The following is a 19676-nucleotide window of genomic DNA, read 5'->3' as shown; positions in this document are numbered from 1 at the left end:
CCGCGGGTGCCGCCCCGACGTGTGCGGGTGAACTCCGTGAGCTGAAGCGGGACCCGCTGTTCGGCTGATCCCGGCGGTCAGTGCTTCAGGTTCTCGACGAAGGCCGTCCACGCCTCGGTCCGGAAGAGGAGTGCCGGACCGAGGGGGTTCTTGGAGTCCCGGACCGGTACGAGGGTGGGGTGACCGTCGGCCACCTCCAGGCAGTCGCCGCCCTGCCCTCCGCTGTACGTCGACTTGCGCCACCGGGCGGCCTCCAGGCAGTCGCCGCCCTCGCCACCGCTGTAGCTGGACTTGAACCAGGTGGCCGTGCTCAGGTCGTCCTCACGGGTGCTGTTCTCCATGCTCGTAATCCTGCGCCAGCGTCTCCAGCAGGGCCAGTGAATCCTGGGGTGAAAGTGCCGCCGCCTGGAGGAAGTTGAACATCAGTGCGTGGCGGGCCACGGTGGCCGGGTCGTCGAGAAGTTTCCCCATGTCCGGGGCCTCGACGAAGGAGAGCGGTGGTGCGTCGGCGAACTCCATGAGCTTCAGCGGACCGTCCATCGCCGCGTGTGCTCCCGCAGGGAACGGGACCACCTGCACGATGATCCGGTGCTTGCGCGCCAAGTCCGCCACATGCCGCAGTGCCTCCGCCATCACCGCCCCGCCGCCGACCTCCCTCCGCAGTGCCGCCTCGTCGAAGACCGCCCACACCAGTGGCGTTGTCGGATCGTCGAGGAGGCGGGCCCGTTCGAGGCGGGCGGCCACCAGGGACTCGATCTCTTCGTCCGTCGACGTCGGCCTGTATGCGCGGAAGACGGCTTCCGCATAGGCCTTGGTCTGCAGCAGGCCGGGGATGAGCAACTGCGCGTACTGCCTGATCGCCGTGGCGATCGCCTCGGCCTCCGCCGCCTCCGCGAAGTGGTCGGGGTACTTGGACTTGGCCAGCGCCCGGCAGTTGCGGGCGAAGAAGCCCTTCGTGCCCAGGATCTCGTCCATCTGGACGGCGTATTCGAGGTGGAGGCGGCGGGTCCCGGCCTCCAGCTGGCCGATGAACGAGCCGCTGACGAAGAGCGGTTCGCCCAGCTCGGCCTGGCTGAGGCCGGCGTTCTCGCGGGCGTGCCGCAGCTCCGCGCCGATCATGGCCCGGGGCGACGAGGACGGGTCGAGGTCCTTGGGGCGTCCTGGCATGGCAACTCCCTGTCGCGCAGGAGGGGTTGTTGAGGTGCCGTCTTCGGCCAGGTTAGAGAGCGGTCGGCCACGCTGTGTGGTGAACGCCGATACTCGGAGTGAGGAAAAGCAGTGCCGCCGGGCGCGGGTTACAGATTCCCCATCGGCTCGATGTCGACCCGGACGGGCGTGCCCCAGATGCGCAGGACCTCGTAGTCGGTGAACTCGTGGACCAGGCGGTAGGCCATGCCCGGGTGGGGCGTCCTGCGCTCGGCGGCGAGATAGCGCTCGGCCTCGTGGCGGTCGCGGCGCGGGGTGCCGCACAGCTGCCATTCCTGGCCGTTCCACACTTCCGGGAGCCAGCGCTGCTGGGGCTGGGGGCGGTCGCCGCGCACGCCGTAACGCGACGTGGCGCGCTCGGGGGACTCGTCCGGGCGGCGGGCGCGTCCGTACGCGTCGTTGACCTCGGTGCGGCGGGCGGTGCGGCGCCGGGTCTCGCAGAGCAGGCACAGATCGGGGGCGCCCTCGTCCACCGGCCCGTTCGGATGCTCGGAGCAGCGTGTCGCGGGTGCCGCGGTCGTCACCGTCTCGTCGAGCAGGTCCAGCGCCCGCTTCAGGTCCGCCTTGACCTCGTGCAGCTTCGCGTCGGGCGTGTCGGCGGTGAGCGCGTCGCCGTGCTCACCGAGCAGGCGAAGGGCCCGGCCGAGGGCGGTCAGCTGTGCGTGGTTCATGGCTCCACCCTCGCACGCGTCACCGACAATCCGGCGAGGCCGTAGAAATAGGTGGCCGCGAAGCCGACGACGTACCCCGTGAGCAGGCCGCCCGCGTAGACCGCCGCGGCGAGGACCGGGCCCCGGCTGCCGTTCAGGAGCGGGAACAGTGCCCAGCCCGAGGGGCCGATGGCCGTGGAGCCGACCTTGTCGCCCAGCATCGAGAAGAAGCCGACGAAGGCGCCGCCCGCGGCTCCGCCCGCGCAGGCGGTGACGAAGGGGCGGCCGAGCGGCAGGGAGACGCCGTAGATGAGGGGTTCGCCGACGCCGAGGAGGCCGGCGGGCAGGGCCGACCTGATCGTCGTGCGCAGCGACGTGTCGTGGCGCAGCCGGACGTAGACCGCGAGGGCGGCGCCGACCTGGCCCGCGCCCGCCATCGCCAGGATGGGCAGCAGGACCGTGTAGCCCTGCTGTTCGATGAGGGTGGTGTGGATGGGGATCAGCGCCTGGTGCAGGCCCAGCATCACCAGGGGGAGGAACAGGCCGCCCAGGACCAGGCCCGCGAGGGCGCCCGTGTGGTCGAGGAGCCAGTTCGCCGCCGTGCCGATGGCCGTGGCCAGTTCACCGGCCGCGTACATCAGGCCGTAGAGCGTCACCAGGCCGGTGATCAGGACGGTGAGCGTCGGGGTGACGAGGACGTCCAGCGCGTCCGGGACCCGGCCGCGGATCCACTTCTCCACGTAGGTGCCCAGCAGCGCCGCGGCCAGGGCGCCCAGGACGCCGCCCTGGCCGGGGGACAGCGCCGTGCCGGACACCGTCACCTTGGCCACCCCCGCGTACACCACGATCGCCGCCACCGCGCCGCCGAGGACGGGCGTCCCGCCGAACTCCTTCGCCGTGTTGTAACCGACGAAGACGGGGATCAGCGCCATGAAGCCGGAGGCGATCGCGGTCAGCGCCGGGGTGATGCCCGGGAGCCATCCGAGGTTGATCAGCAGGCCGTTGAGGCCGGCGACCACTCCGCAGCCGATCAGGGCCGGGATCAGCGGGACGAAGATGTCCGCGATCCGGCGCAGCATGATCCGCACGGGTGTGGAGTTGCGTCGGCGCCGGTCGGCCTTCAGCTCCGCGCCCCTGGCCGCCAGCCGTTCGGCGGTGCTGTCCGCCGGAGGGCCGGGCGGGGCGGTGGCCAGGAGGCCGGGTGCGCCGGCTGCCGGCCTCTTCGCGGCGCCGGCCGGCGCCGCGGTCAGCAGGGCCTCGAACTCGGGGGTGACCCGGGCGACCGTCCCCGGGCCCAGGACGATCTGGTAGGTGGCGTCGTCGGCGACGACGCCGAGCACGGCGGGCAGCGCCCGCAGCGCCGCCTCCTGGACCAGGCTCCGGTCCCGCAGGCCCAGCCGGAGGCGGGTCATGCAGTGGGCGACGGAGACGACGTTCGCGGGGCCGCCCACGAGGGGCAGGATCGCTTCGGCGGTGAGGCTGTCCGGTGTGCGCACCCTCCGAGAGTGCTGGTCAGTCGGCCGCGGTCGCCAGCGCGGCGCGCAGGTGGCCGCTGCTCTCCTTCAGAAGGCGGGCGGCCGTGGGAGCGTCCACCTCGCCGAGGATCGTGAGGATCGCGTTCTTCACCTCGCCGTCCGTGGCGGCGAGCGCCCGCTCGATGTCCTCGTCCGGGGCGCCCGTCGCCAGCGCGACGATGCGGCGGGAGCGGGCCCGGAGCTTCTCGTTCGACGCGCGTACGTCGACCATCAGATTCCCGTAGGTCTTGCCCAGGCGGATCATCGTGATCGTCGAGAGCATGTTGAGGACGATCTTCTGGGCCGTGCCCGACTTCAGGCGTGTCGAACCGGTCAGCAGTTCGGGGCCCACCACGACCTCGATGCCGTGGTCCGCGGCCGCCGCGAGCGGGCTGCCCGCGTTGCAGGACAGGCCGACCGTCAGGGCGCCCCGCGCGCGGGCGTGCTCGACCGCACCGACGGCGTACGGGGTGCGGCCGGAGGCGGAGACGCCGACCACCGTGTCGTCGGAGGTCAGCGACAGTGCCTCCAGGTCGGCCGCGGCCAGCTCCCTGGAGTCCTCCGCACCCTCGATCGAGGTCACCATGGCGGTCGGGCCGCCCGCGATCAGGCCCACCACCTCGGACGGGTCGGTGTTGAAGGTGGGCGGGCACTCGGAGGCGTCCAGGACGCCGAGGCGCCCCGCGGTGCCCGCGCCCGCGTAGACGAGACGGCCGCCGCGGGACATGCGGTCCGCGATGTCGTCGATGGCGGCGGCGATGAGCGGCAGCTGAGCCGCGACGGCCGTCGGCACCGTCGCGTCCTCACCGTTCATGATCCGGGCGATCTCCAGCGTGGCCAGCTGGTCGATCTCGGCGAGTTCGGGGCGGAACGCCTCGGTGGTCATCGAGTCCAACTGGTCCCGCAGGTCACGGTAGTTGGAGGAGGCGTCGGCGGTTGAGGTCATGGAGGGCGGCTCTTTCCAGTGCGGTACGACGACTTCTGGTGCTGTGTGAAGAAGGGCCCCGTCGGTCAAGAGGCGCGGTGAGGCGGCCGGGCGCCGGTGCGCCGGCCCTCCCCGGCTAGCGGGATCCGCCGCCGCGAGGGGTGTGGCGGTGCGCCAGCGCCTCGTACGAGGCGGACAGTGCCGGTGCCGCCTTCTCGTACGTCCGTTGTGCGACGCCCACGAACAGGCAGTCCACCACGAGGAGCTGGCTGGTGCGCGACGACATCGCCGCCGGACGCAGTTCGCTCTCGCGGGCGGTGGACGTGGTGAGGATGTGGTCCGCGTACTGCGTGACGGGTCCGCCCGGCCGGCCGGTGACGGCGACCGTCGTCGCCCCGTGCTCGAAGGCGACCCGGAGCGGCTCTATGACGTCGCCGGTCGAGCCGGAGTGCGTGATGGCGATCGCCACGTCCTTGGCCCGCAGTTGCACCGCGTTGGTGACGGCGAGGTGCGGATCGCTGTGCGAGTGGGCTATGAGTCCGATGCGCAGCAGCTTCTGGGCGAGGTCCTGGGCGACCAGGCCGGAGGCGCCGACGCCGTAGATGTCGACGCGGCGGGCCGCGGCGAGCGCGGTGACGGCGGCGCCGAGCTGGACGGTGTCGAGTCCGGCGGCGGTGTCGGCGAGGGTCTGCTGCTCGTCGTACGCCAGTTTCGCGACGACGTCGGCGATCGGGTCGTCGACCGCGATGTCGGCGGTGACGGCGGGCGCGCGGCCCGACTGCTGCTGGGCGGCGAGCCCGGCGAGTGCCAGCCGCAGGTCGCGGTACCCGGGGTAGCCCAGGAGACGGGCGGTGCGGACGACGGTGGCCTCGCTGGTGCCGGTGAGCTCGGCGAGGCCCGTGACCGTGAGGGCCGCGCAGCCGGCGGGGTCGCCGGCGACGGCCTCGGCGACGCGCTGCATGGAGCGGGTCATCGAGGGGGCGAGCGTCCGCACCTTGGCCGCGAGGGCGGCGGGGGCGGGCGGTGCCTCTCCCGCGAAAATTTCCTTCACGTCATTGGTCACATGATGAAAGATATTTTCCTTTGGGGCATACGGTCAAGGGTGCGCACAATGGGGACATGGACCCCATCAGCCCCCTGGAGCAGGCCCTGCATGCCGCGCGCTCCCTCGTACTCGCCGACCTGGTCGCAGGTGAGGTCGCCGAGGCGGACGTCGTCAGCCTCGTGGAGGAGTCGGTGGTGCAGCGCCGCTGGTGGGTCGAGCAGTGGCCGGAGGGCGCGGGCTATGTCGCGGGGCTGGTCGCCCAGGACGTGCAGGACGCGCTGCTGGAGAAGTACGGGCGGTGGCCGCTGTGCCCGGTGTGCGGCTCCGGCGATCCGCACGCCCTCGACGTGGAGCCCGAGTTGGGGCCCGACCCGCACTGGGTGTGCCACAAGGTGGGCGTGAAGGTGGCCTCGGTGGGCTCGCTGGGCTCGGCGACGGGTGGAGGCCCCTCCTCGTGACGGTCTACATCGACCCGCCCACCTGGCCCGGGCACGGTCGATGGTGGTCCCACCTGATCAGCGACGTCTCCTACGACGAACTGCACGCGTTCGCGGACGGGTTGGGCGCACCCCGGCGGGCCTTCGAGCGCGACCACTACGACATCCCCGAACACCGCTACGCGGACGCCGTCGCGGCCGGTGCGGTGCAGGTCAGCAGCCGCGAGGTGGTGCGGCTGCTGCACGCGGCGGGGCTGCGCCGGCGCAAGCGGCGCACGTGACCGGGGAGTCCGGGGCGGACCGGGCCCGCCGGAGCCTCAGTCCGTGAACACCGGGTCGAGGGTGTGCCACCAGCTGGTCAGCGCGGCGGGGTCCGCCCCGGTGACCTGGAACAGGGCCGGGCGGTCGTAGTACGTGCAGAAGATGACGTACCGGGTGGTGTCGGCGGTGTAGCAGGCCATGTCCCCGGCGGGGGCGGAGGAGCCGTTCTCGTGCCACGTGCCGCGGACGTTCATGGTCTGGTCGCAGTTGCCCTCCGGGAGGTTCGCGGCATAACTCCGGTACACCTCCTGGAGCTTGCTCCTCGACGGGTACAGCGCGATGTCCGCCTTCGTGGTGACGGTCCCCGCGCCGGCGTCGGACGTCGTCACCGTGCACTTCAGCGCGGCCGTCGCGCCCGGTGCCGTCTCGCGCTCGCAGCTCTCGCGCCGCCACTGGTCGCTGTTGAGCGAGTCGCGCAGCGCGCGCTCGGCGGCCGTCAGACCGCTGCCGTCGTCGGGCGGTGAGGTCACCGGCGCCGTCGCCGGCGCCGTCACCGGCTGTGTCACCTCGGACGGGCCGGGGCCGCCGTTCGTGCCGGAGGCGCCCGCGCTCGAACCCCCGCGGGCGGTGTCGTCATGGCCCTGCCGCGCCTGCACCACCAGACCGACGACCGTCAGCAGGGTGCTGACCAGTACGCCGATGATGGTCCACCGCACCCCTGTGCGGGCCAGCAGATGGCCGGGGTCCGGGGGCGCGGGCGGTCCGGGCGGCTGCGGTTGCGGCTGTGGGTCGTGCCGGCTCATCGTGTTCCCCCGATCCACGACAACGGCGCGGCGCGCACGCCGCGGTGAAGGCATTATCGGGAGCGGGCGCGGGTGCGGGGGGTGCGGAACGCCACGGATCCGCCTGAGGTACGCCACCCCGCTGGACGGGACTGCGCCGATGGACGCAGACCCGGCGGGCGGCTCCGGGCGGCACCGGCCCGGGGCGGGGCCGGGTCAGCTCTCGCGGGCGTAGAGCCGCAAGGAACGGTCCAGGCCGCGCAGTTCGTACGCGTACTGCTCCACATCCTCGCTCACCCGCGTGAACCCGGCGCGGGAGATCACGCCCTGGGAGGGGGCGTTGGCCCGGTCGATGGCGGCGAAGAGGGTCGTGACGTCGTCGCGGGCCAGGGCCTCGGCGGCCAGGGCGCGCAGCGCCTCGGTCGCGTAGCCGTGGCCGCGGGCGTGCTCCGCGAGGTCGTAGCCGACCTCCGCACGGCCGTCCTCGTCGGGTGCGCCGTGGAAGCCCATCCCGCCGACCGCACGGCCGTCCTCCCGGCGCACCAGGACGAACAGGCCCCACTCCGGCCGGTGCACCCCGCCCTCGTACGCCTTCACGACCATCCCGGCGGCCTCCCGGGTGCCTTCGAACGGGCCGCCCTCGATCCACGCGAAGCCGCCCGTGCCGCCCGTGCTCAGATCGGCCGCGGCGGCCGGGGTGACCCCCTGGAGGGTGAGCCGCTCGGTGCCGATCACCAGATTGTTGCTCCAGCGCCAGTCGGTGACCGGGGCGCGGCCGGGCAGGTCACCCCGGCCGGTCGCCCACAGCAGGGTGCGCCAGTGGTCGGGACCGGGCCGGACGTGCGGGAAGATCCGGGTCAGCACGGCCTCGCAGAGCGCGGCCGGGGGCTCGTAGGCGAGTCCGAGGCCCTCGGCGATGTCATGGGTGTGCAGGAGGACCTCGGCGACGCCCATCGCGGCGAAGCCCTCGCGGTTCGCGCTGCGGAACGGGTACGGGTGGAACGCGCGCACCTCGCGCGGCGTGGTGCGCACGGCGGCGGCCAGCAGCGCGCCCGTCGTCCCGATCACGTCGACGACCCCCGCGTGGTCGGTGCCGTCCTCCATCACGATCTCGAACGGGACGTACGCCTCGGTGGCCCGCCCGGCCAACTGCCCCGCGTACGCGATCAGGTCACCGGCGATGTGCTCCGCCGTCCGTCGGCAGTTCCATGCGAGACGGCCCGCCGGGGTCCCCTCCCAGTCCAGCCCGGCCGCGGCGCGCAGCACGGCCACGCTTCCCTCGACGGCCTCCGACACCTGATCCCCGCCCATGTCTGCCATGCGGGCGAGGATAGGTCCCCTCACGCCTTCGTACGTACCGAATTGTTCGCCGTGCCGGCAGCGGTCACGACCCGTGAGTTCCCGTTCCCCGCGCGGCGGTGCAGGCGCAGCGAGAGCGCGGTCACGCCGATGGCGGCCGCGGCCAGGGCCGCTCCCGCCCACGCCGTCGACGCGTACCCGAACCCCGCGTCGATGACCGTGCCGCCGATCCAGGGACCGCCGGTGTTGCCCAGGTTGAAGGCGGCCGTGGTCGTGGCACCGGCCAGGGTGGGGGCCGCCGTGGCCACGTTGAACATGCGGGCGTTGAGCGCGGGCGCCGTGCAGAAGCAGGCGATGCCGAGGAGGAAGGAGAGCACGACGGCGCCGACCGCCCACCGTCCGAGGAGGGCGAGCGCGACGAGGACGACCGTGTCGGCCGCGAGGCCGCCGAGCAGGACGCCGAAGAGGTGCGCGTCGGCGAGGCGGCCCCCGATCGCCGTACCGATGAACGCGCCGACCCCGAAGAGGGCCAGCACGGTCGGCACCCAGCCGTCGTCCAGCCCGGCGACATCGGTGAGGAGCGGGGCGAGATAGCTGAACGCGCAGAAGACCGCCGCCGCGGCGAGCGCGATCACGCAGATGGACAACCAGACCTGGCGGTCGCGGAAGATCCGCAGTTCCCGCCTCAGGCGCGGCCTCTTCTCGGGGAGCGGGATGCGCGGGACGAGGGTGACGACCCCGACGAGGGCGACCGCCGAAGCGGCGGCGACGGCCCAGAAGGCGGCCCGCCAGCCCAGACCGCCCCCGAGGAACGCGCCGGCCGGCACACCCAGCACGTTGGCTATGGACAGCCCGCCGATCATCACGGAGAGCGCGCGGGCCCGGCTGCCCGGCGGGACCATCGCGACGGCCACCGCCGCCCCGACCGCCCAGAACCCCGCGCAGGCGAGCGCGCTGACGACACGCGACACGAACAGCGTCGCGTACGTCGGTGCGAGCGCGCCCGCGACCTGGCCCAGCCCGAAGAGCGCGAGCAGACCGACGAGGGTGGTGCGGCGGGGCAGCCGCAGCGTCGCCACCGCGAGCAGCGGCGCCCCCACGACCATGCCGATCGCGAACGCGGAGATCAGCAGGCCCGCCCGCGGGATCGTGACGTGCAGATCGTCCGCGATCGGCGGCAGCAGACCGGAGAGCATGAACTCGCTGGTGCCGAGGGCGAAGACGGAGAGACCGAGGACGTACACGGCCAGCGGCATGCGAGGCCGGCGGGCGGCGGGAGCCGGGCCGGACGCGGGGACGGGAGCGGGGGTGGCGGCTCGCTCGGGGTCCGACGGGCGGGGTATCGGGGGCATGCCCCCTTCGTACGTCGTCCGGGGCTCGCCGTCGAACCGGTTTTCCGCTGCCCGTCCTGTCGGGTCCGCCGGACCGGGCCCGCCGGACCCGGTGGGGCGGGCGGTCACGCGCCGAGGCGTTCCAGCTCGGCGCCGATGTTCCGGCGCGCCCGCTCCTCCCACTCGCGTTCCCCGTAGGGCGTCCTGAACAGCTTCGGGAGCGCCAGGAGCTGCCGCAGGACGTCGGAGCGGCCCGCGCGGAACGCGTCGTCCGGGACGAATCCGTACTCCTCGCGCACGGCCGCCGCGTACGCGGCGTACGCCTCCGGCGGAGCGGCCAGGACGGCCAGGTCGGCGTCGCACAGCACGGCGCCGTCGGCGTCGTCGGGCGCGGGGGAGTGGGTGACGGTGAGCCGGACGAGCCGGACGACCTCGTCCGTGCGGGCCGGGCCGACGCCCAGTTCGCGCAGGGCGCGCTCGGCGAGCCGGGCGGACCGCTCCTCGTTCTCCGAGCGGTCGGGGAGGTAGACGGCGTCGTGGAACCAGGCCGCCAGCCGCACTGCGGCCGGGTCCTCGGCGTACTCCTCCAGGACGTCGATGTGGCCGAGGACCGCGACGAGGTGATCGGTGGTGTGGTAGCGGCGCTGGGGTTCCGCCCAGCGGGCCAGCAGGTTCGCCGCGTAGGGGTGCGGAGAGGGCGCGGCACCGGCGAGGGGGTCGTGCCCCCCGGTGTCGCGGGCGGCCCGGACCGTCGCCTCCCAGCGCTTCTCCAGGTCCTCGTGGGCCGGGTGCCGCCGCCCGTCGGCCGCCGTCTCGTCCATCGCGTCCAACCCGCCCCACTCCTCGGTCCTGTCCGTCACACCGGTCCTCGCCGGTCCCGGCGCGGCCCGTTCGTGTCGTCATTGTCCTCGCCGTCGTGCGGGTGCGGTGCCTAGCGTGGAGCCATGGTTTCTGAAGATGCGTACGACGTGAGGGACCCCGAACTTCCCGGACGGCTCCTGCTCGCCGAGCGCGACGCGCTGCTGCCGCTGCTGCGCGCCCGCCCGGACGCGGACTTCGCGCTGCCGACGGCCGCGTGTCCGGGCTGGAGCGTGCGGGACCTGCTGGCGCACTGCTCGGCCGCGCTGATGCGGGTGGTCGAGAGCCGCTTCGAGCCCGGGGTGTTCAGCCCCGAGTCCAACGACCGCGACATCGCCGACCGCGCCGGCTGGTCCACGGGCGAGGTCGTCGACGAACTGGAACGGGGCATGACCGAGGCCGGACCGGTGATCGCCGAGGCCGGGGGCGTCCTCGACGGCATCGCGCTCGGCGAGTGGGTGCACGCCGGGGACGTGCGCGAGACGTTCGGCGCGCCCGGGGCCTACGGGGGCGCCGGGCTGCCGTACGCGCTGACGCTGCTCGTGCGGATCAGCCGTGAGAAGGAGCGCGTGCCGCTGCACGCCGACCTCGACGACGTCGACGAGCCGCTGCGGCTGGGGAGCGTGCCGGGGGACCGGCCGCCGGCCCGGTATCTCGGCGACTCCGCCACGCTCGTACGGCTGTGCTCCGGGCGGCCGGTCGACGGGGCGCGGTACGAGCTTGCGGGCGCGAAGGAGGAGGAACTGAACCTCTTCGGCTGACCCCGGCGGCCGTCGCGGCCGGGCCCGCCGGGGTTCCGGTCCCGGACCGGGCCTAACGGGCTCCGCCCCCGCCGTTCCCGCTGCGCGTCCGGTCCCGGGCCGGTCCGGGGTTCGGCAGGGGCGGAGGGGACGAAGAACATCGCGGACGCGTACTCTGGGATTGGACTAGACCTGTAGCCGCCTGAGGGAAGAGGTCCGATGAGCGAGCGCAAGAGCGCAGTCCTGGAGGTGATCGCCCTCGGCGTGGAGGACGCGGTCGCCGCCCAGACGGGAGGCGCGGACCGGCTGGAGCTGGTCACCGACATGGCCGCCGACGGACTCACCCCGCCGGTGAAGACCTTCGCCGGCATTCGCGCCTCCGTCGACATCTCGCTGCGCGTGATGCTCCGCCTGGCGGACGGCTTCGCGGCGGGCGACGTCGACACGCTCGTACGCGTCGCCGGTGAGATGCGCTCCGCGGGGGCCGACGAGTTCGTGCTCGGCTTCCTCGACGAGCACGGCGGTGCCGACCTGGCCGCCGTGGAGCGGATCGTCGCCGAACTCGACGGCTGCCACTGGACCTTCCACCGCGCCATCGACCGCGCCGCCGACCGCGACGCCCTGCGCAAGCAGCTCGCGGACCTGCCGGGCCTGGACGCCTATCTGACCGCCGGTTCCGCGGCGGGCGTGGACGACGGGCTGTCCACCCTCGTCGCCGAGGCCGCGCGGAGCGGCGAACCGGGCTACGAGCCGCGGATCATGGTCGGTGGCGGGCTGCGCCTCGACCATGTGCCGAGGCTGCGCGCCGCCGGCATCGACGCCTTCCACATCGGCGGCGCCGCGCGTCCGGGCGGCTGGAGCGGACCCGTCTCGGTGGACGCGGTCCGGCAGTGGCGGACGGTCCTGGACGCGTAGCGGGCCCGGGCGAGGGCACTGCCCTCGTCGTCCCCCGGCGGGCGGTGCGAGGTCACGGATCCATATCCGCCGCGTAGTTGTTGTGTGCTGAGTGCTCCCCGGCGATCTCCGCGCGGCCCCGTGCGTGCATAGTAAAGACGCCCCGGTCTGATCCGGGTCATGACAATACGTACGTGGGGCGCGCGGCCCGGACGGGTGCGCGCGGCACGACGCACGCAGCAACAGGGGGAAAAGGCTCCATGCCATCCATACGCAGCCGCTCGCTCGCGGCCGCCGCAGCCGTGATCGCGGCCATCATGGTCACCACCACGGCCTGTGACAGCAAGAAGGACGACGATGCGGCCGGTTCGCAGCCCACGTCGTCCGCCCAGGCGGACAAGAACGTCGACACCGGTGACGACGACGGTTCCACCTCGCTCGGCGGCTACAAGCTGCCCGCCGGTATCCCCACCGACCTGAGCGGCGACGCCCTGGACAAGTGGAAGAACGGCGGCTGGAAGGACTTCGGCGATTGGGCCTCCAAGGCCGAGGACTTCGCCAACCCGTACATCAAGGACTTCTGGACGCCGGAGCGGATGGCGCAGGCGAAGGCCGGCATGCCGGTCGCCGAGGCGGGCAGCACCAGTTCCGGTTCCGGCAGCAGCGCCACCTCGTACCTGCCCGACGGCAAGGTGAAGCGGAAGGCCGCCACCAAGGTGAAGGCGACCTACCACCACTACGCCCCGCCGGTCGGCAAGCTGTTCTTCACCTCGCCCCAGGGCAGCATGGTGTGCTCCGCCGCGGTCGTCACCGACCCGGCGCACCCGGGCAAGTCGAACATGGTGTGGACCGCGGGTCACTGTGTGCACGCCGGCAAGGGCGGCGGCTGGTACCGCAACATCGCCTTCGTCCCCTCCTTCAACAACGGCGCGAAGCTGAGCAACCGGCAGATCACCGACCCGCGCGCCAAGTCCGTGTCCCCGTACGGCATCTGGTGGGCGAACTGGGCGACCACGTCCTCCCAGTGGATCGCCGGTGGCGGACACCAGGGCAACGCGGCCGCCGGCTACGACTACGCCGTGCTGCACGTGAAGCCCGAGAACGGCGGCAAGTCCCTCCAGGAGCGCCTCGGTTCGGCGCTGCCGGTGTGGTTCAACGCCCCGGCGGCCAACAAGGTCAAGAACATGAAGGTCCGCGGCTACCCCGCCGAGGCGCCGTACGACGGGTCGAAGATGTACGACTGCCGGGGCGCGACCAAGCGCTTCGTGCTGGCGCGCAACGTCCCCGCCCAGTTCATGATCGGCTGCACGATGAACGGCGGTGCCTCGGGCGGCCCCTGGTTCATGTCGCACAACGGCCGGACCTATCTGGTCTCCAACAACTCGCTCAGCGACCGCAAGTCGTTCATCACCGGACCGCGCCTCGGCAAGAACGCCAAGCAGGTCTATCTGGCGACCAGCCGCAAGTTCAAGTAGCGGCACCCGCACAGGTCTCGGTGGCCCCCGGCGCGACGCGCCGGGGGCCACCGGTGTCCAGGGGGTTTCGTTCGGATCAGGGCGGACCCGGACTGATCCGAACGAAACCCCCTAGCCCAGCTGCTGCGGCAGCGGTGCGGCGTGGGTGACGATCAGGCCCGAGACCGCACGGGTCAGCGCCACGTACAGCCGGCGCAGCCCCGTCCGCTCGTCCGGCTCCCCGTCGACGACGGCCCGCGGCTCGTCCAGCACCACGTAGTCGTACTCCAGGCCCTTGGCCAGCGAGGCCGGCACCAAGGTCAGCCGGGTCTCGGCGGTCGTCTCCTCGCCCGGGCCGAGATACGTGAGTCCCGCCGCCACCAACTCCTCGGCCAGGAAGGGGATCCGGGCGTCGGCGGCGATCAGCCCGATCGAGCCCTCGTGGCCGAGCAGCTCCCGGACGGCACGGACGACGTCGGGGTCCCCCGAACTCGCCCGCACCTCGAAGAAGCCCGGGTTCTCACGCACCGACGCCACCGGCGCCAGCCCGGGCGCGATGTGCGGCAGCAGCCGGGACGCGTAGGTGATGACCTCCGTCGGCACACGGAAGCCCGCCGTCAGCTCCTCGATCACGGCCTCCTGCTTGCCGAGGTGGCGCAGCGCCTCGTCCCAACTCCGCGTCGCCCAGGGGGTCGTGCCCTGCGCGAGGTCACCGAGCACCGTCGCCGAACCGGTCGTGCAGCGGCGCCCCACGGCCCGGTACTGCATCGGGGAGAGGTCCTGCGCCTCGTCGAGCACCACATGCCCCAGGGAGTGCGTCCGCTCGACGAGGTCGGTGGCCTCGTCGACCAGCACCGCGTCCGCCGGGGACCACTTGGCCGACTTCACGCTCCGCGCCGGCTTCTCCCAGAGGATCTCCTTCTGCTCGGCCTCGTCGAGGAGCCCCTCCGCGTGCGCGGCGAGGAAGTCGGCGTCCGACAGCAGCCGCAGCACCAGCTTGGCCGGGTCGACCGGCGGCCACACCGCCTTGACCGCGGCCTTCACCGCGGTGTTGCGGGCGACCGCGTCCTGCACCCGGTCGTCCGGCGCCTCGCCCGAGCGCTCCATCTGGACGAGCACGGCGTGCGCGATCCGCTGCGGAAGGGCGTCCCGCGCGGCGCCGTACCGGATGTCCCGGTCCAGCAACTCCCGGACGATCTCCTCCAGTTCGTACGCGGGCAGGCGCCAGCGCCGGGAGCCGCGCACCACCACGACCGGCTCCGTCGGCAGGGTCACGTGGGAGCGGACGGCCCGGCGCAGCACCTCGGCCATCCGGGCGTCGCCCTTGATCACGGCGGCCGCCGCGCCGTCGCTCCCGCGCACCTCGACATGCGCGACGAGGTCGTCGACCGTCGCCTGCCGCGCCTCCAGCTCACCCAGGGCCGGCAGGACCTGCTCGATGTAGTGCAGGAAGGACTTGTTCGGCCCGATGACGAGGGTGCCGGTGCGGGCCAGCCGCTCCCGGTGGGCGTACAGCAGGTAGGCGACCCGGTGCAGGCCCACGGCGGTCTTCCCGGTGCCGGGACCTCCTTGCACGCAGACCGACCCGGACAGCCCGCTGCGGACGATCTCGTCCTGCTCGGGCTGGATGGTCGCCACGATGTCGCGCATCGGGCCGACGCGCGGGCGCTCGATCTCCTGCTGGAGCAGCTTGCTGGTGGTCGCGGCCTCGGCCGGGTCGGAGAGGTGCTCGTCCTCGTACGCCGTGAGGTCGCCGGCGGTGTAGCCGAAACGACGGCGCAGGCCGACGTCCATCGGGTCGTTCTTCGAGGCGCGGTAGAACGGCTGCGACACCGGCGCGCGCCAGTCGATCACCATCGGGTCGCCGTCGGCGTCGTGCACGTGCCGTCGCCCGATGTAGAAGCGCTCGCCCTCGGCGCCCTCCGCCCGGTCGGCGCCCGGGGCGTGCAGGTAGTCGAGCCGCCCGAAGAACAGGGGTGTGTGACTGAGATCGGCCAGGGCCTTGATGCGTTCGTCGATCTGCCGGTGCAGAACCTCGGCGTTCACCCAGTTCGCGGTGACGTCGCTGATGTCGAGGTTCTCCACGTCCTCGCGCATCGCGCGCAGCGCGGCACGGGACCGGGTCAGGTGGCTTCGCTCGCGGGAGAGGGGGTCGTCGGAGCCGAGCGGATGGTCGGACGGGGTGGACAAGGCGATGCCTCCGGAAACCTGCTGCGTGAGTGGTACCTCGTGGGTGACTCCTGGATGCCGTCCGGTTTCCGGCCGGGCGGCGGCACTCCACGACGGGAGGCGGGCAAGAGCGGAGATTGTAGGCGAGGGGGCGCGGCCTGGGCCAATGCTTTTTCGGGGCCCGGCGTGCACGGCGGCGGGGCCGGTCGCCGCGGCCTCAGGGGCGCCGGCCCCGGGTCCCTAGGGGTCGGGGTCCGTCGCGAGGCGTACGAGGGGTACCCCGGGGGTGTACCTGGGGAGTGTTCAGGTTCGGTCCATGGGCCGAGGCCATCCGGGGCCCGGGAACCCACCATGGATACATGAGCGCAGCGACCTTCAACCCAGCCTCCGGCCCTCACGGTCCGCACCGCGGCGCGACCGCCCTCTCCTCCGGCACACACCACCGCCACCGCCTCGGCGACGCCCTGCGCGCCGTGAAGGTGTTCGCGGAGGCGGCGTTCGGAGTGGTGCTCCTCGGCGAGTACGGCGAGGAAGCGGGCGTACGACGGCGGTGACCCGCCGCGCGGACCCGTGCCCCCCGGCACGTGAACCGCACGCGGGGCTTGCCTGCGGTGTGGTGACCTGCACGCGGACTCGTGCCCGCGGACTCGTGCCCGCGGACTCGTGCCCGCGGTGCGGTTTCGTGCCTGCGGGCTCGTGCTTGCGGTGCGATGACCCGCGCGCGCCGGCCCGAGCCTGCGGCTCGGTGAGCCGCCCGCGGGCCCGACGGCCCGGCGCGGCGGGCGCGTGCCGGTGGGGAGCACCGCGAGGGCTTGGGCGGTCCCGCGCGGTGAGTCGGGCGTCGGGCCGAGTGTCCCGGCGCGCGTGAGCCGCCGCCGGGCCTGAGCGTTCCGACGTGGTGAGCCGCGCGGCCGGGCGTCCGGCGTGTGCCGGTCGTGTTTTCGGTGGGGAGCCCCGTGAGGGCTTGCGTGGCCCGAGGTGGCGGGGCGAGTGTCCCGGCGCCCGTGAGCCGAGGCCCTGGGCCGCCCGTCGGCTTCGGTGAGGGGGTCGTGCCGGGGCGGGTGGCCCGATGCGGTGAGCCGCGGGCGGGGGCGGGGACTTCGGCCCACTAGGGTCACTTCGTGCCGCTACGGAAAGTGACCGCCCGACGACCGTTCGGAGCCGCCGCCGCGGCCCCCGAGCCCGTACCCACGCACCCGAGCCCCGCTCCCGTGCGTCCCGTCCCCCCGCGCCCGCACCCCGGCGCCGTGCCCGCCCGCTCGTCCGAGGTGCGTGAGCAGGGCACCGAGCCCGCTCGCACGGCCGTGGGCGCCGGGTCTCCGCGGACGGAGCCGCGCGCCCGGCGCGTCCCGCACCTGCCCGCCGGTCCCCTCGCCGGCCTTCTCGCCGGCTGCTCGGTCCTCGCCTTCTGTCTGCTGTGCGTCGGCTCGCACGCCCCCATGGCCGACGTGCTGGTCTACCGGGCCGAGGGCGCGGCCGTGCTGGGCGGCCGGGACCTCTACGGGTTCGCCGTCACCGAGTGGCGGCTGCCCGCCACCTACCCGCCCTTCGCGGCGCTCCTGTTCGTCCCGGCCGCCCTGCTCCCCGTCGGCGTCCTGAAGGCGGTCTTCGTCGCCGGGAACCTCGCGCTGCTGACCGTGCTGGTGCGGCTCTCCTGCCGGCTCGCGGGGCTGCCGGCGCGGCTGCCCCTGCTCGGCGCGGCCACCGCGCTCGCCCTGTGGCTGGAACCCGTCTTCCAGACGGTCCTCTTCGGGCAGGTCAACCTCGCCGTCGTCTGCCTGATCCTGTGGGACCTGACACGGCCCCCCGGCGCCCGGGGCAAGGGCATCGCGCTCGGCGTCGCGGCCGGGGTGAAACTGACCCCGGCCGTCTTCGTCGTCCACCTGCTGCTCACCCGCCGCCACCGGGAGGCGGCCACCGCCGCGACGGCCTTCGCCGGCACGGTCCTGCTCGGCGCGCTGGTGCTGCCCGACGCGAGCGTCGGCTTCTGGACCCGGCGCCTGTTCGAGACGGGCCGCGTGGGCAGGGCGTGGATCGTCGACAACCAGTCGCTCCAGGGGATGATCGCCCGCGCCCTCGGGGACCCGGCGCCCGGCCCGCTGTGGGCGGTGCCCGCGCTGGCGGTCGCCCTGGCGGGACTGTGGCTGGCCCGCCGGGCGCGCGACGACCGCCGCGGCGTCCTCGTCACCGCGCTCACCGCCCTGCTGATCTGCCCGATCAGCTGGTCGCACCACTGGGTGTGGTGCGTCCCGCTGATCGCCGTGCTGTACGCGGGGCACGGGCCGCGTGCGGCGGGCGCGGTCGCCGCCGTCTTCACGGCGCGCACGCTCTGGCTGGTGCCGCACCAGGGGGACCTGGACCTCCGGCTCCCCTGGTGGCAGCAGCCGCTCGCCTCGCCCTACCCGCTGCTCGCTCTGGCCCTGCTGGCCCTGCTGGCGCGGCCGGCGGCGGCTCAGCCCTCCGCGAGCAGTTCGTCCGCGTCGACGATCCGGTAGGCGTACCCCTGCTCCGCCAGGAACCGCTGCCGGTGCGCGGCGAAGTCCTGGTCGATGGTGTCGCGGGCGACGACCGAGTAGAAGTGCGCCTGGTGGCCGTCGGCCTTCGGCCGCAGGACGCGGCCCAGCCGCTGGGCCTCCTCCTGGCGCGACCCGAACGTCCCGGACACCTGGATGGCGACGGTCGCCTCCGGCAGGTCGATGGAGAAGTTCGCGACCTTCGACACGACGAGCACGCTGATCTCGCCCTCACGGAAGGCGTCGAACAGCTTCTCCCGCTGCGCGTTGCTCGTCTCGCCCTTGATGACCGGCGCGTTCAGGTGCTCGCCCAGTTCGTCGAGCTGGTCGATGTACTGGCCGATGACGAGGATCTGCTGCCCGGCGAAGCGGCGCACCAGCGCCTCGGTCACCTTCCGCTTGGTCGCCGTCGTCGCGCAGAAGCGGTACTTCTCCTCGGTCTCGGCGGTGGCGTACGCGAGCCGCTCCGACTCGGTGAGGTTGACCCGCACCTCCACACAGTCCGCCGGGGCGATGTACCCCTGCGCCTCGATCTCCTTCCACGGCGCGTCGAACCGCTTGGGCCCGATCAGCGAGAAGACGTCCGACTCGCGGCCGTCTTCGCGCACCAGCGTCGCGGTCAGACCGAGGCGCCGCCGGGCCTGGAGGTCGGCGGTGAACTTGAAGACGGGCGCGGGCAGCAGGTGCACCTCGTCGTAGACGATGAGGCCCCAGTCGCGGGAGTCGAAGAGTTCGAGGTGCGGGTAGACACCCTTCCGCTTCGTCGTCAGCACCTGGTACGTCGCGATGGTGACCGGCCGGATCTCCTTGCGCGTACCGCTGTACTCGCCGATCTCGTCCTCCGTCAGCGAGGTCCGCTTGACCAGTTCGTGCTTCCACTGGCGGGCGGAGACCGTGTTGGTCACGAGGATGAGGGTGGTGGCCTTGGCCTGCGCCATGGACCCGGCGCCGACCAGCGTCTTTCCGGCACCGCAGGGCAGGACGACCACGCCGCTGCCGCCGTGCCAGAAGTTCTCCACGGCCTGCTTCTGGTAGGGCCGCAGCGCCCAGCCGTCCTCGGCGAGCTCGATGGGGTGCGCCTCGCCGTCGACGTACCCGGCGAGGTCCTCGGCCGGCCAGCCCAGCTTCAGCAGCGTCTGCTTGATCTGCCCGCGCTCCGAGGGGTGCACGGCGACGGTGTCCGGGTCGATCCGGGCGCCGACGAGCGGGATGATCCGCTTGGACCGCAGGATCTCTTCCAGCACCGGCCGGTCGGTGGTGGTCAGGACGAGACCGTGGGCGGGGTGCTTGCTCAGGGTGAGCCGCCCGTAGCGGTCCATCGTCTCCGCGATGTCCACCAGCAGGGCGTGCGGCACGGGGTAGCGGCTGAACTCCACGAGCGCGTCGACGACCTGCTCGGCGTCGTGCCCGGCGGCGCGTGCGTTCCACAGACCGAGCGGCGTCACCCGGTAGGTGTGGATGTGCTCGGGCGCGCGCTCCAGCTCGGCGAACGGCGCGATGGCCCGGCGGCAGGCGTCCGCCAGTTCGTGATCGACTTCGAGCAGCAGTGTCTTGTCGCTCTGGACGATGAGGGGTCCGTTCACGCCCGTCCCTTTCTG

The 19676-nt window shown here is 73.2% G+C and carries 19 protein-coding genes; 7 read left to right on the top strand and 12 right to left on the bottom strand.

Annotated features, from left to right (window positions below; genetic code table 11):
* Positions 1-77: 77 nt before the first annotated feature.
* From BKI49_RS16870 to BKI49_RS16845, 6 genes are all read right to left on the bottom strand, one after another.
* A complete protein-coding gene (locus BKI49_RS16870) occupies positions 78-341 on the bottom strand; it encodes a DUF397 domain-containing protein (RefSeq protein WP_095935112.1) in 264 nt (87 codons plus the stop codon).
* Positions 322-1167, bottom strand: a complete 846-nt coding sequence (locus BKI49_RS16865) for a helix-turn-helix domain-containing protein (RefSeq protein WP_095935111.1) — start codon at positions 1165-1167, stop codon at positions 322-324. Before BKI49_RS16865 ends, BKI49_RS16870 begins: the two co-directional genes overlap by 20 nt.
* A 128-nt stretch (positions 1168-1295) precedes the next feature.
* The gene (locus tag BKI49_RS16860; RefSeq protein WP_095935110.1) at positions 1296-1877 is read right to left on the bottom strand and encodes a hypothetical protein; all 582 of its coding nucleotides are present in this window, start codon (positions 1875-1877) and stop codon (positions 1296-1298) included.
* Positions 1874-3352 (bottom strand): PTS transporter subunit EIIC, encoded by a 1479-nt coding sequence (locus BKI49_RS16855; protein ID WP_095935109.1) that lies wholly within the window; start codon positions 3350-3352, stop codon positions 1874-1876. Before BKI49_RS16855 ends, BKI49_RS16860 begins: the two co-directional genes overlap by 4 nt.
* Before the next feature lie 16 nt (positions 3353-3368).
* Complete coding sequence (murQ, locus tag BKI49_RS16850) at positions 3369-4316, bottom strand: N-acetylmuramic acid 6-phosphate etherase (RefSeq protein WP_095935108.1); 948 nt, start codon at positions 4314-4316, stop codon at positions 3369-3371.
* Between the two features lie 115 nt (positions 4317-4431).
* On the bottom strand, positions 4432-5358 hold the full coding sequence (locus tag BKI49_RS16845; protein ID WP_095935107.1) for a MurR/RpiR family transcriptional regulator: 927 nt from the start codon (positions 5356-5358) through the stop codon (positions 4432-4434).
* Between the two features lie 56 nt (positions 5359-5414).
* On the opposite strand from BKI49_RS16845, the gene BKI49_RS16840 reads away from it, so the two are divergent.
* The gene (locus BKI49_RS16840; RefSeq protein WP_095935106.1) at positions 5415-5798 is read left to right on the top strand and encodes a hypothetical protein; all 384 of its coding nucleotides are present in this window, start codon (positions 5415-5417) and stop codon (positions 5796-5798) included.
* On the top strand, positions 5795-6058 hold the full coding sequence (locus BKI49_RS16835) for a DUF4031 domain-containing protein (RefSeq protein WP_095935105.1): 264 nt from the start codon (positions 5795-5797) through the stop codon (positions 6056-6058). Before BKI49_RS16840 ends, BKI49_RS16835 begins: the two co-directional genes overlap by 4 nt.
* A 36-nt stretch (positions 6059-6094) precedes the next feature.
* Here the strand turns inward: BKI49_RS16835 and BKI49_RS16830 are convergent, their stop codons facing one another.
* The 4 genes from BKI49_RS16830 to BKI49_RS16815 form a co-directional block, all read right to left on the bottom strand.
* Positions 6095-6841: a hypothetical protein gene (locus BKI49_RS16830; protein WP_143658458.1), complete on the bottom strand. Its 747-nt coding sequence runs from the start codon at positions 6839-6841 to the stop codon at positions 6095-6097.
* A gap of 195 nt (positions 6842-7036) precedes the next feature.
* Positions 7037-8140, bottom strand: coding sequence for a GNAT family N-acetyltransferase (locus tag BKI49_RS16825; RefSeq protein WP_095935103.1), 1104 nt, complete (start codon positions 8138-8140; stop codon positions 7037-7039).
* 20 nt (positions 8141-8160) lie between these two features.
* Complete coding sequence (locus tag BKI49_RS16820; protein ID WP_095935102.1) at positions 8161-9375, bottom strand: Cmx/CmrA family chloramphenicol efflux MFS transporter; 1215 nt, start codon at positions 9373-9375, stop codon at positions 8161-8163.
* Between the two features lie 200 nt (positions 9376-9575).
* The gene (locus BKI49_RS16815) at positions 9576-10271 is read right to left on the bottom strand and encodes an HD domain-containing protein (protein WP_095935101.1); all 696 of its coding nucleotides are present in this window, start codon (positions 10269-10271) and stop codon (positions 9576-9578) included.
* Between the two features lie 123 nt (positions 10272-10394).
* Here BKI49_RS16815 and BKI49_RS16810 point away from each other — a divergent pair, with 123 nt between their 5' ends.
* The 3 genes from BKI49_RS16810 (at position 10395) to BKI49_RS16800 (ending at position 13417) form a co-directional block, all read left to right on the top strand.
* Entirely contained in the window at positions 10395-11069 is a 675-nt protein-coding gene (locus BKI49_RS16810) for a maleylpyruvate isomerase family mycothiol-dependent enzyme (protein ID WP_095935100.1), read from the top strand.
* 198 nt (positions 11070-11267) lie between these two features.
* The gene (locus BKI49_RS16805; protein WP_095935099.1) at positions 11268-11963 is read left to right on the top strand and encodes a copper homeostasis protein CutC; all 696 of its coding nucleotides are present in this window, start codon (positions 11268-11270) and stop codon (positions 11961-11963) included.
* 239 nt (positions 11964-12202) lie between these two features.
* Positions 12203-13417 (top strand): trypsin-like serine peptidase, encoded by a 1215-nt coding sequence (locus tag BKI49_RS16800; protein WP_095935098.1) that lies wholly within the window; start codon positions 12203-12205, stop codon positions 13415-13417.
* 111 nt (positions 13418-13528) lie between these two features.
* On the opposite strand, the gene BKI49_RS16795 is transcribed toward BKI49_RS16800, so the two are convergent.
* A complete protein-coding gene (locus tag BKI49_RS16795) occupies positions 13529-15586 on the bottom strand; it encodes a HelD family protein (RefSeq protein ID WP_095935097.1) in 2058 nt (685 codons plus the stop codon).
* A 338-nt stretch (positions 15587-15924) separates the two neighbouring features.
* Here BKI49_RS16795 and BKI49_RS16790 point away from each other — a divergent pair, with 338 nt between their 5' ends.
* Positions 15925-16119 (top strand): hypothetical protein, encoded by a 195-nt coding sequence (locus tag BKI49_RS16790; protein ID WP_095935096.1) that lies wholly within the window; start codon positions 15925-15927, stop codon positions 16117-16119.
* Between the two features lie 657 nt (positions 16120-16776).
* Positions 16777-18060, top strand: coding sequence for a glycosyltransferase 87 family protein (locus BKI49_RS16785; protein WP_373557556.1), 1284 nt, complete (start codon positions 16777-16779; stop codon positions 18058-18060).
* Here BKI49_RS16785 and BKI49_RS16780 read toward each other — a convergent pair.
* Positions 18018-19661, bottom strand: a complete 1644-nt coding sequence (locus tag BKI49_RS16780) for a DNA repair helicase XPB (RefSeq protein WP_095935095.1) — start codon at positions 19659-19661, stop codon at positions 18018-18020. The two genes, BKI49_RS16785 and BKI49_RS16780, sit on opposite strands and share 43 nt — an antisense overlap.
* Positions 19662-19676 lie beyond the last annotated feature (15 nt).

Source organism: Streptomyces sp. Tue6028 (genome assembly GCF_002300165.1).
GTDB classification, from domain to species: Bacteria; Actinomycetota; Actinomycetes; order Streptomycetales; family Streptomycetaceae; genus Streptomyces; species Streptomyces siamensis.
The sequence above is the reverse complement of the archived record's forward strand: the minus strand, read 5'-3'. Positions and strand labels throughout refer to the sequence as shown.

What these genes read in the sequence shown, in the direction of transcription:
- BKI49_RS16805 (WP_095935099.1), top strand. Translation starts at nt 11,268, where the DNA reads ATGAGCGAGCGCAAGAGCGCAGTCCTGGAGGTGATCGCCCTCGGCGTG.
- BKI49_RS16800 (WP_095935098.1), top strand. Translation starts at nt 12,203, where the DNA reads ATGCCATCCATACGCAGCCGCTCGCTCGCGGCCGCCGCAGCCGTGATC.
- BKI49_RS16810 (WP_095935100.1), top strand. Translation starts at nt 10,395, where the DNA reads ATGGTTTCTGAAGATGCGTACGACGTGAGGGACCCCGAACTTCCCGGA.
- BKI49_RS16790 (WP_095935096.1), top strand. Translation starts at nt 15,925, where the DNA reads ATGAGCGCAGCGACCTTCAACCCAGCCTCCGGCCCTCACGGTCCGCAC.
- BKI49_RS16815 (WP_095935101.1), bottom strand. Translation starts at nt 10,271, where the DNA reads ATGGACGAGACGGCGGCCGACGGGCGGCGGCACCCGGCCCACGAGGAC.
- BKI49_RS16870 (WP_095935112.1), bottom strand. Translation starts at nt 341, where the DNA reads ATGGAGAACAGCACCCGTGAGGACGACCTGAGCACGGCCACCTGGTTC.
- murQ (WP_095935108.1), bottom strand. Translation starts at nt 4,316, where the DNA reads ATGACCTCAACCGCCGACGCCTCCTCCAACTACCGTGACCTGCGGGAC.
- BKI49_RS16840 (WP_095935106.1), top strand. Translation starts at nt 5,415, where the DNA reads ATGGACCCCATCAGCCCCCTGGAGCAGGCCCTGCATGCCGCGCGCTCC.
- BKI49_RS16860 (WP_095935110.1), bottom strand. Translation starts at nt 1,877, where the DNA reads ATGAACCACGCACAGCTGACCGCCCTCGGCCGGGCCCTTCGCCTGCTC.
- BKI49_RS16830 (WP_143658458.1), bottom strand. Translation starts at nt 6,841, where the DNA reads ATGAGCCGGCACGACCCACAGCCGCAACCGCAGCCGCCCGGACCGCCC.
- BKI49_RS16865 (WP_095935111.1), bottom strand. Translation starts at nt 1,167, where the DNA reads ATGCCAGGACGCCCCAAGGACCTCGACCCGTCCTCGTCGCCCCGGGCC.
- BKI49_RS16820 (WP_095935102.1), bottom strand. Translation starts at nt 9,375, where the DNA reads ATGCCGCTGGCCGTGTACGTCCTCGGTCTCTCCGTCTTCGCCCTCGGC.
- BKI49_RS16825 (WP_095935103.1), bottom strand. Translation starts at nt 8,140, where the DNA reads ATGGCAGACATGGGCGGGGATCAGGTGTCGGAGGCCGTCGAGGGAAGC.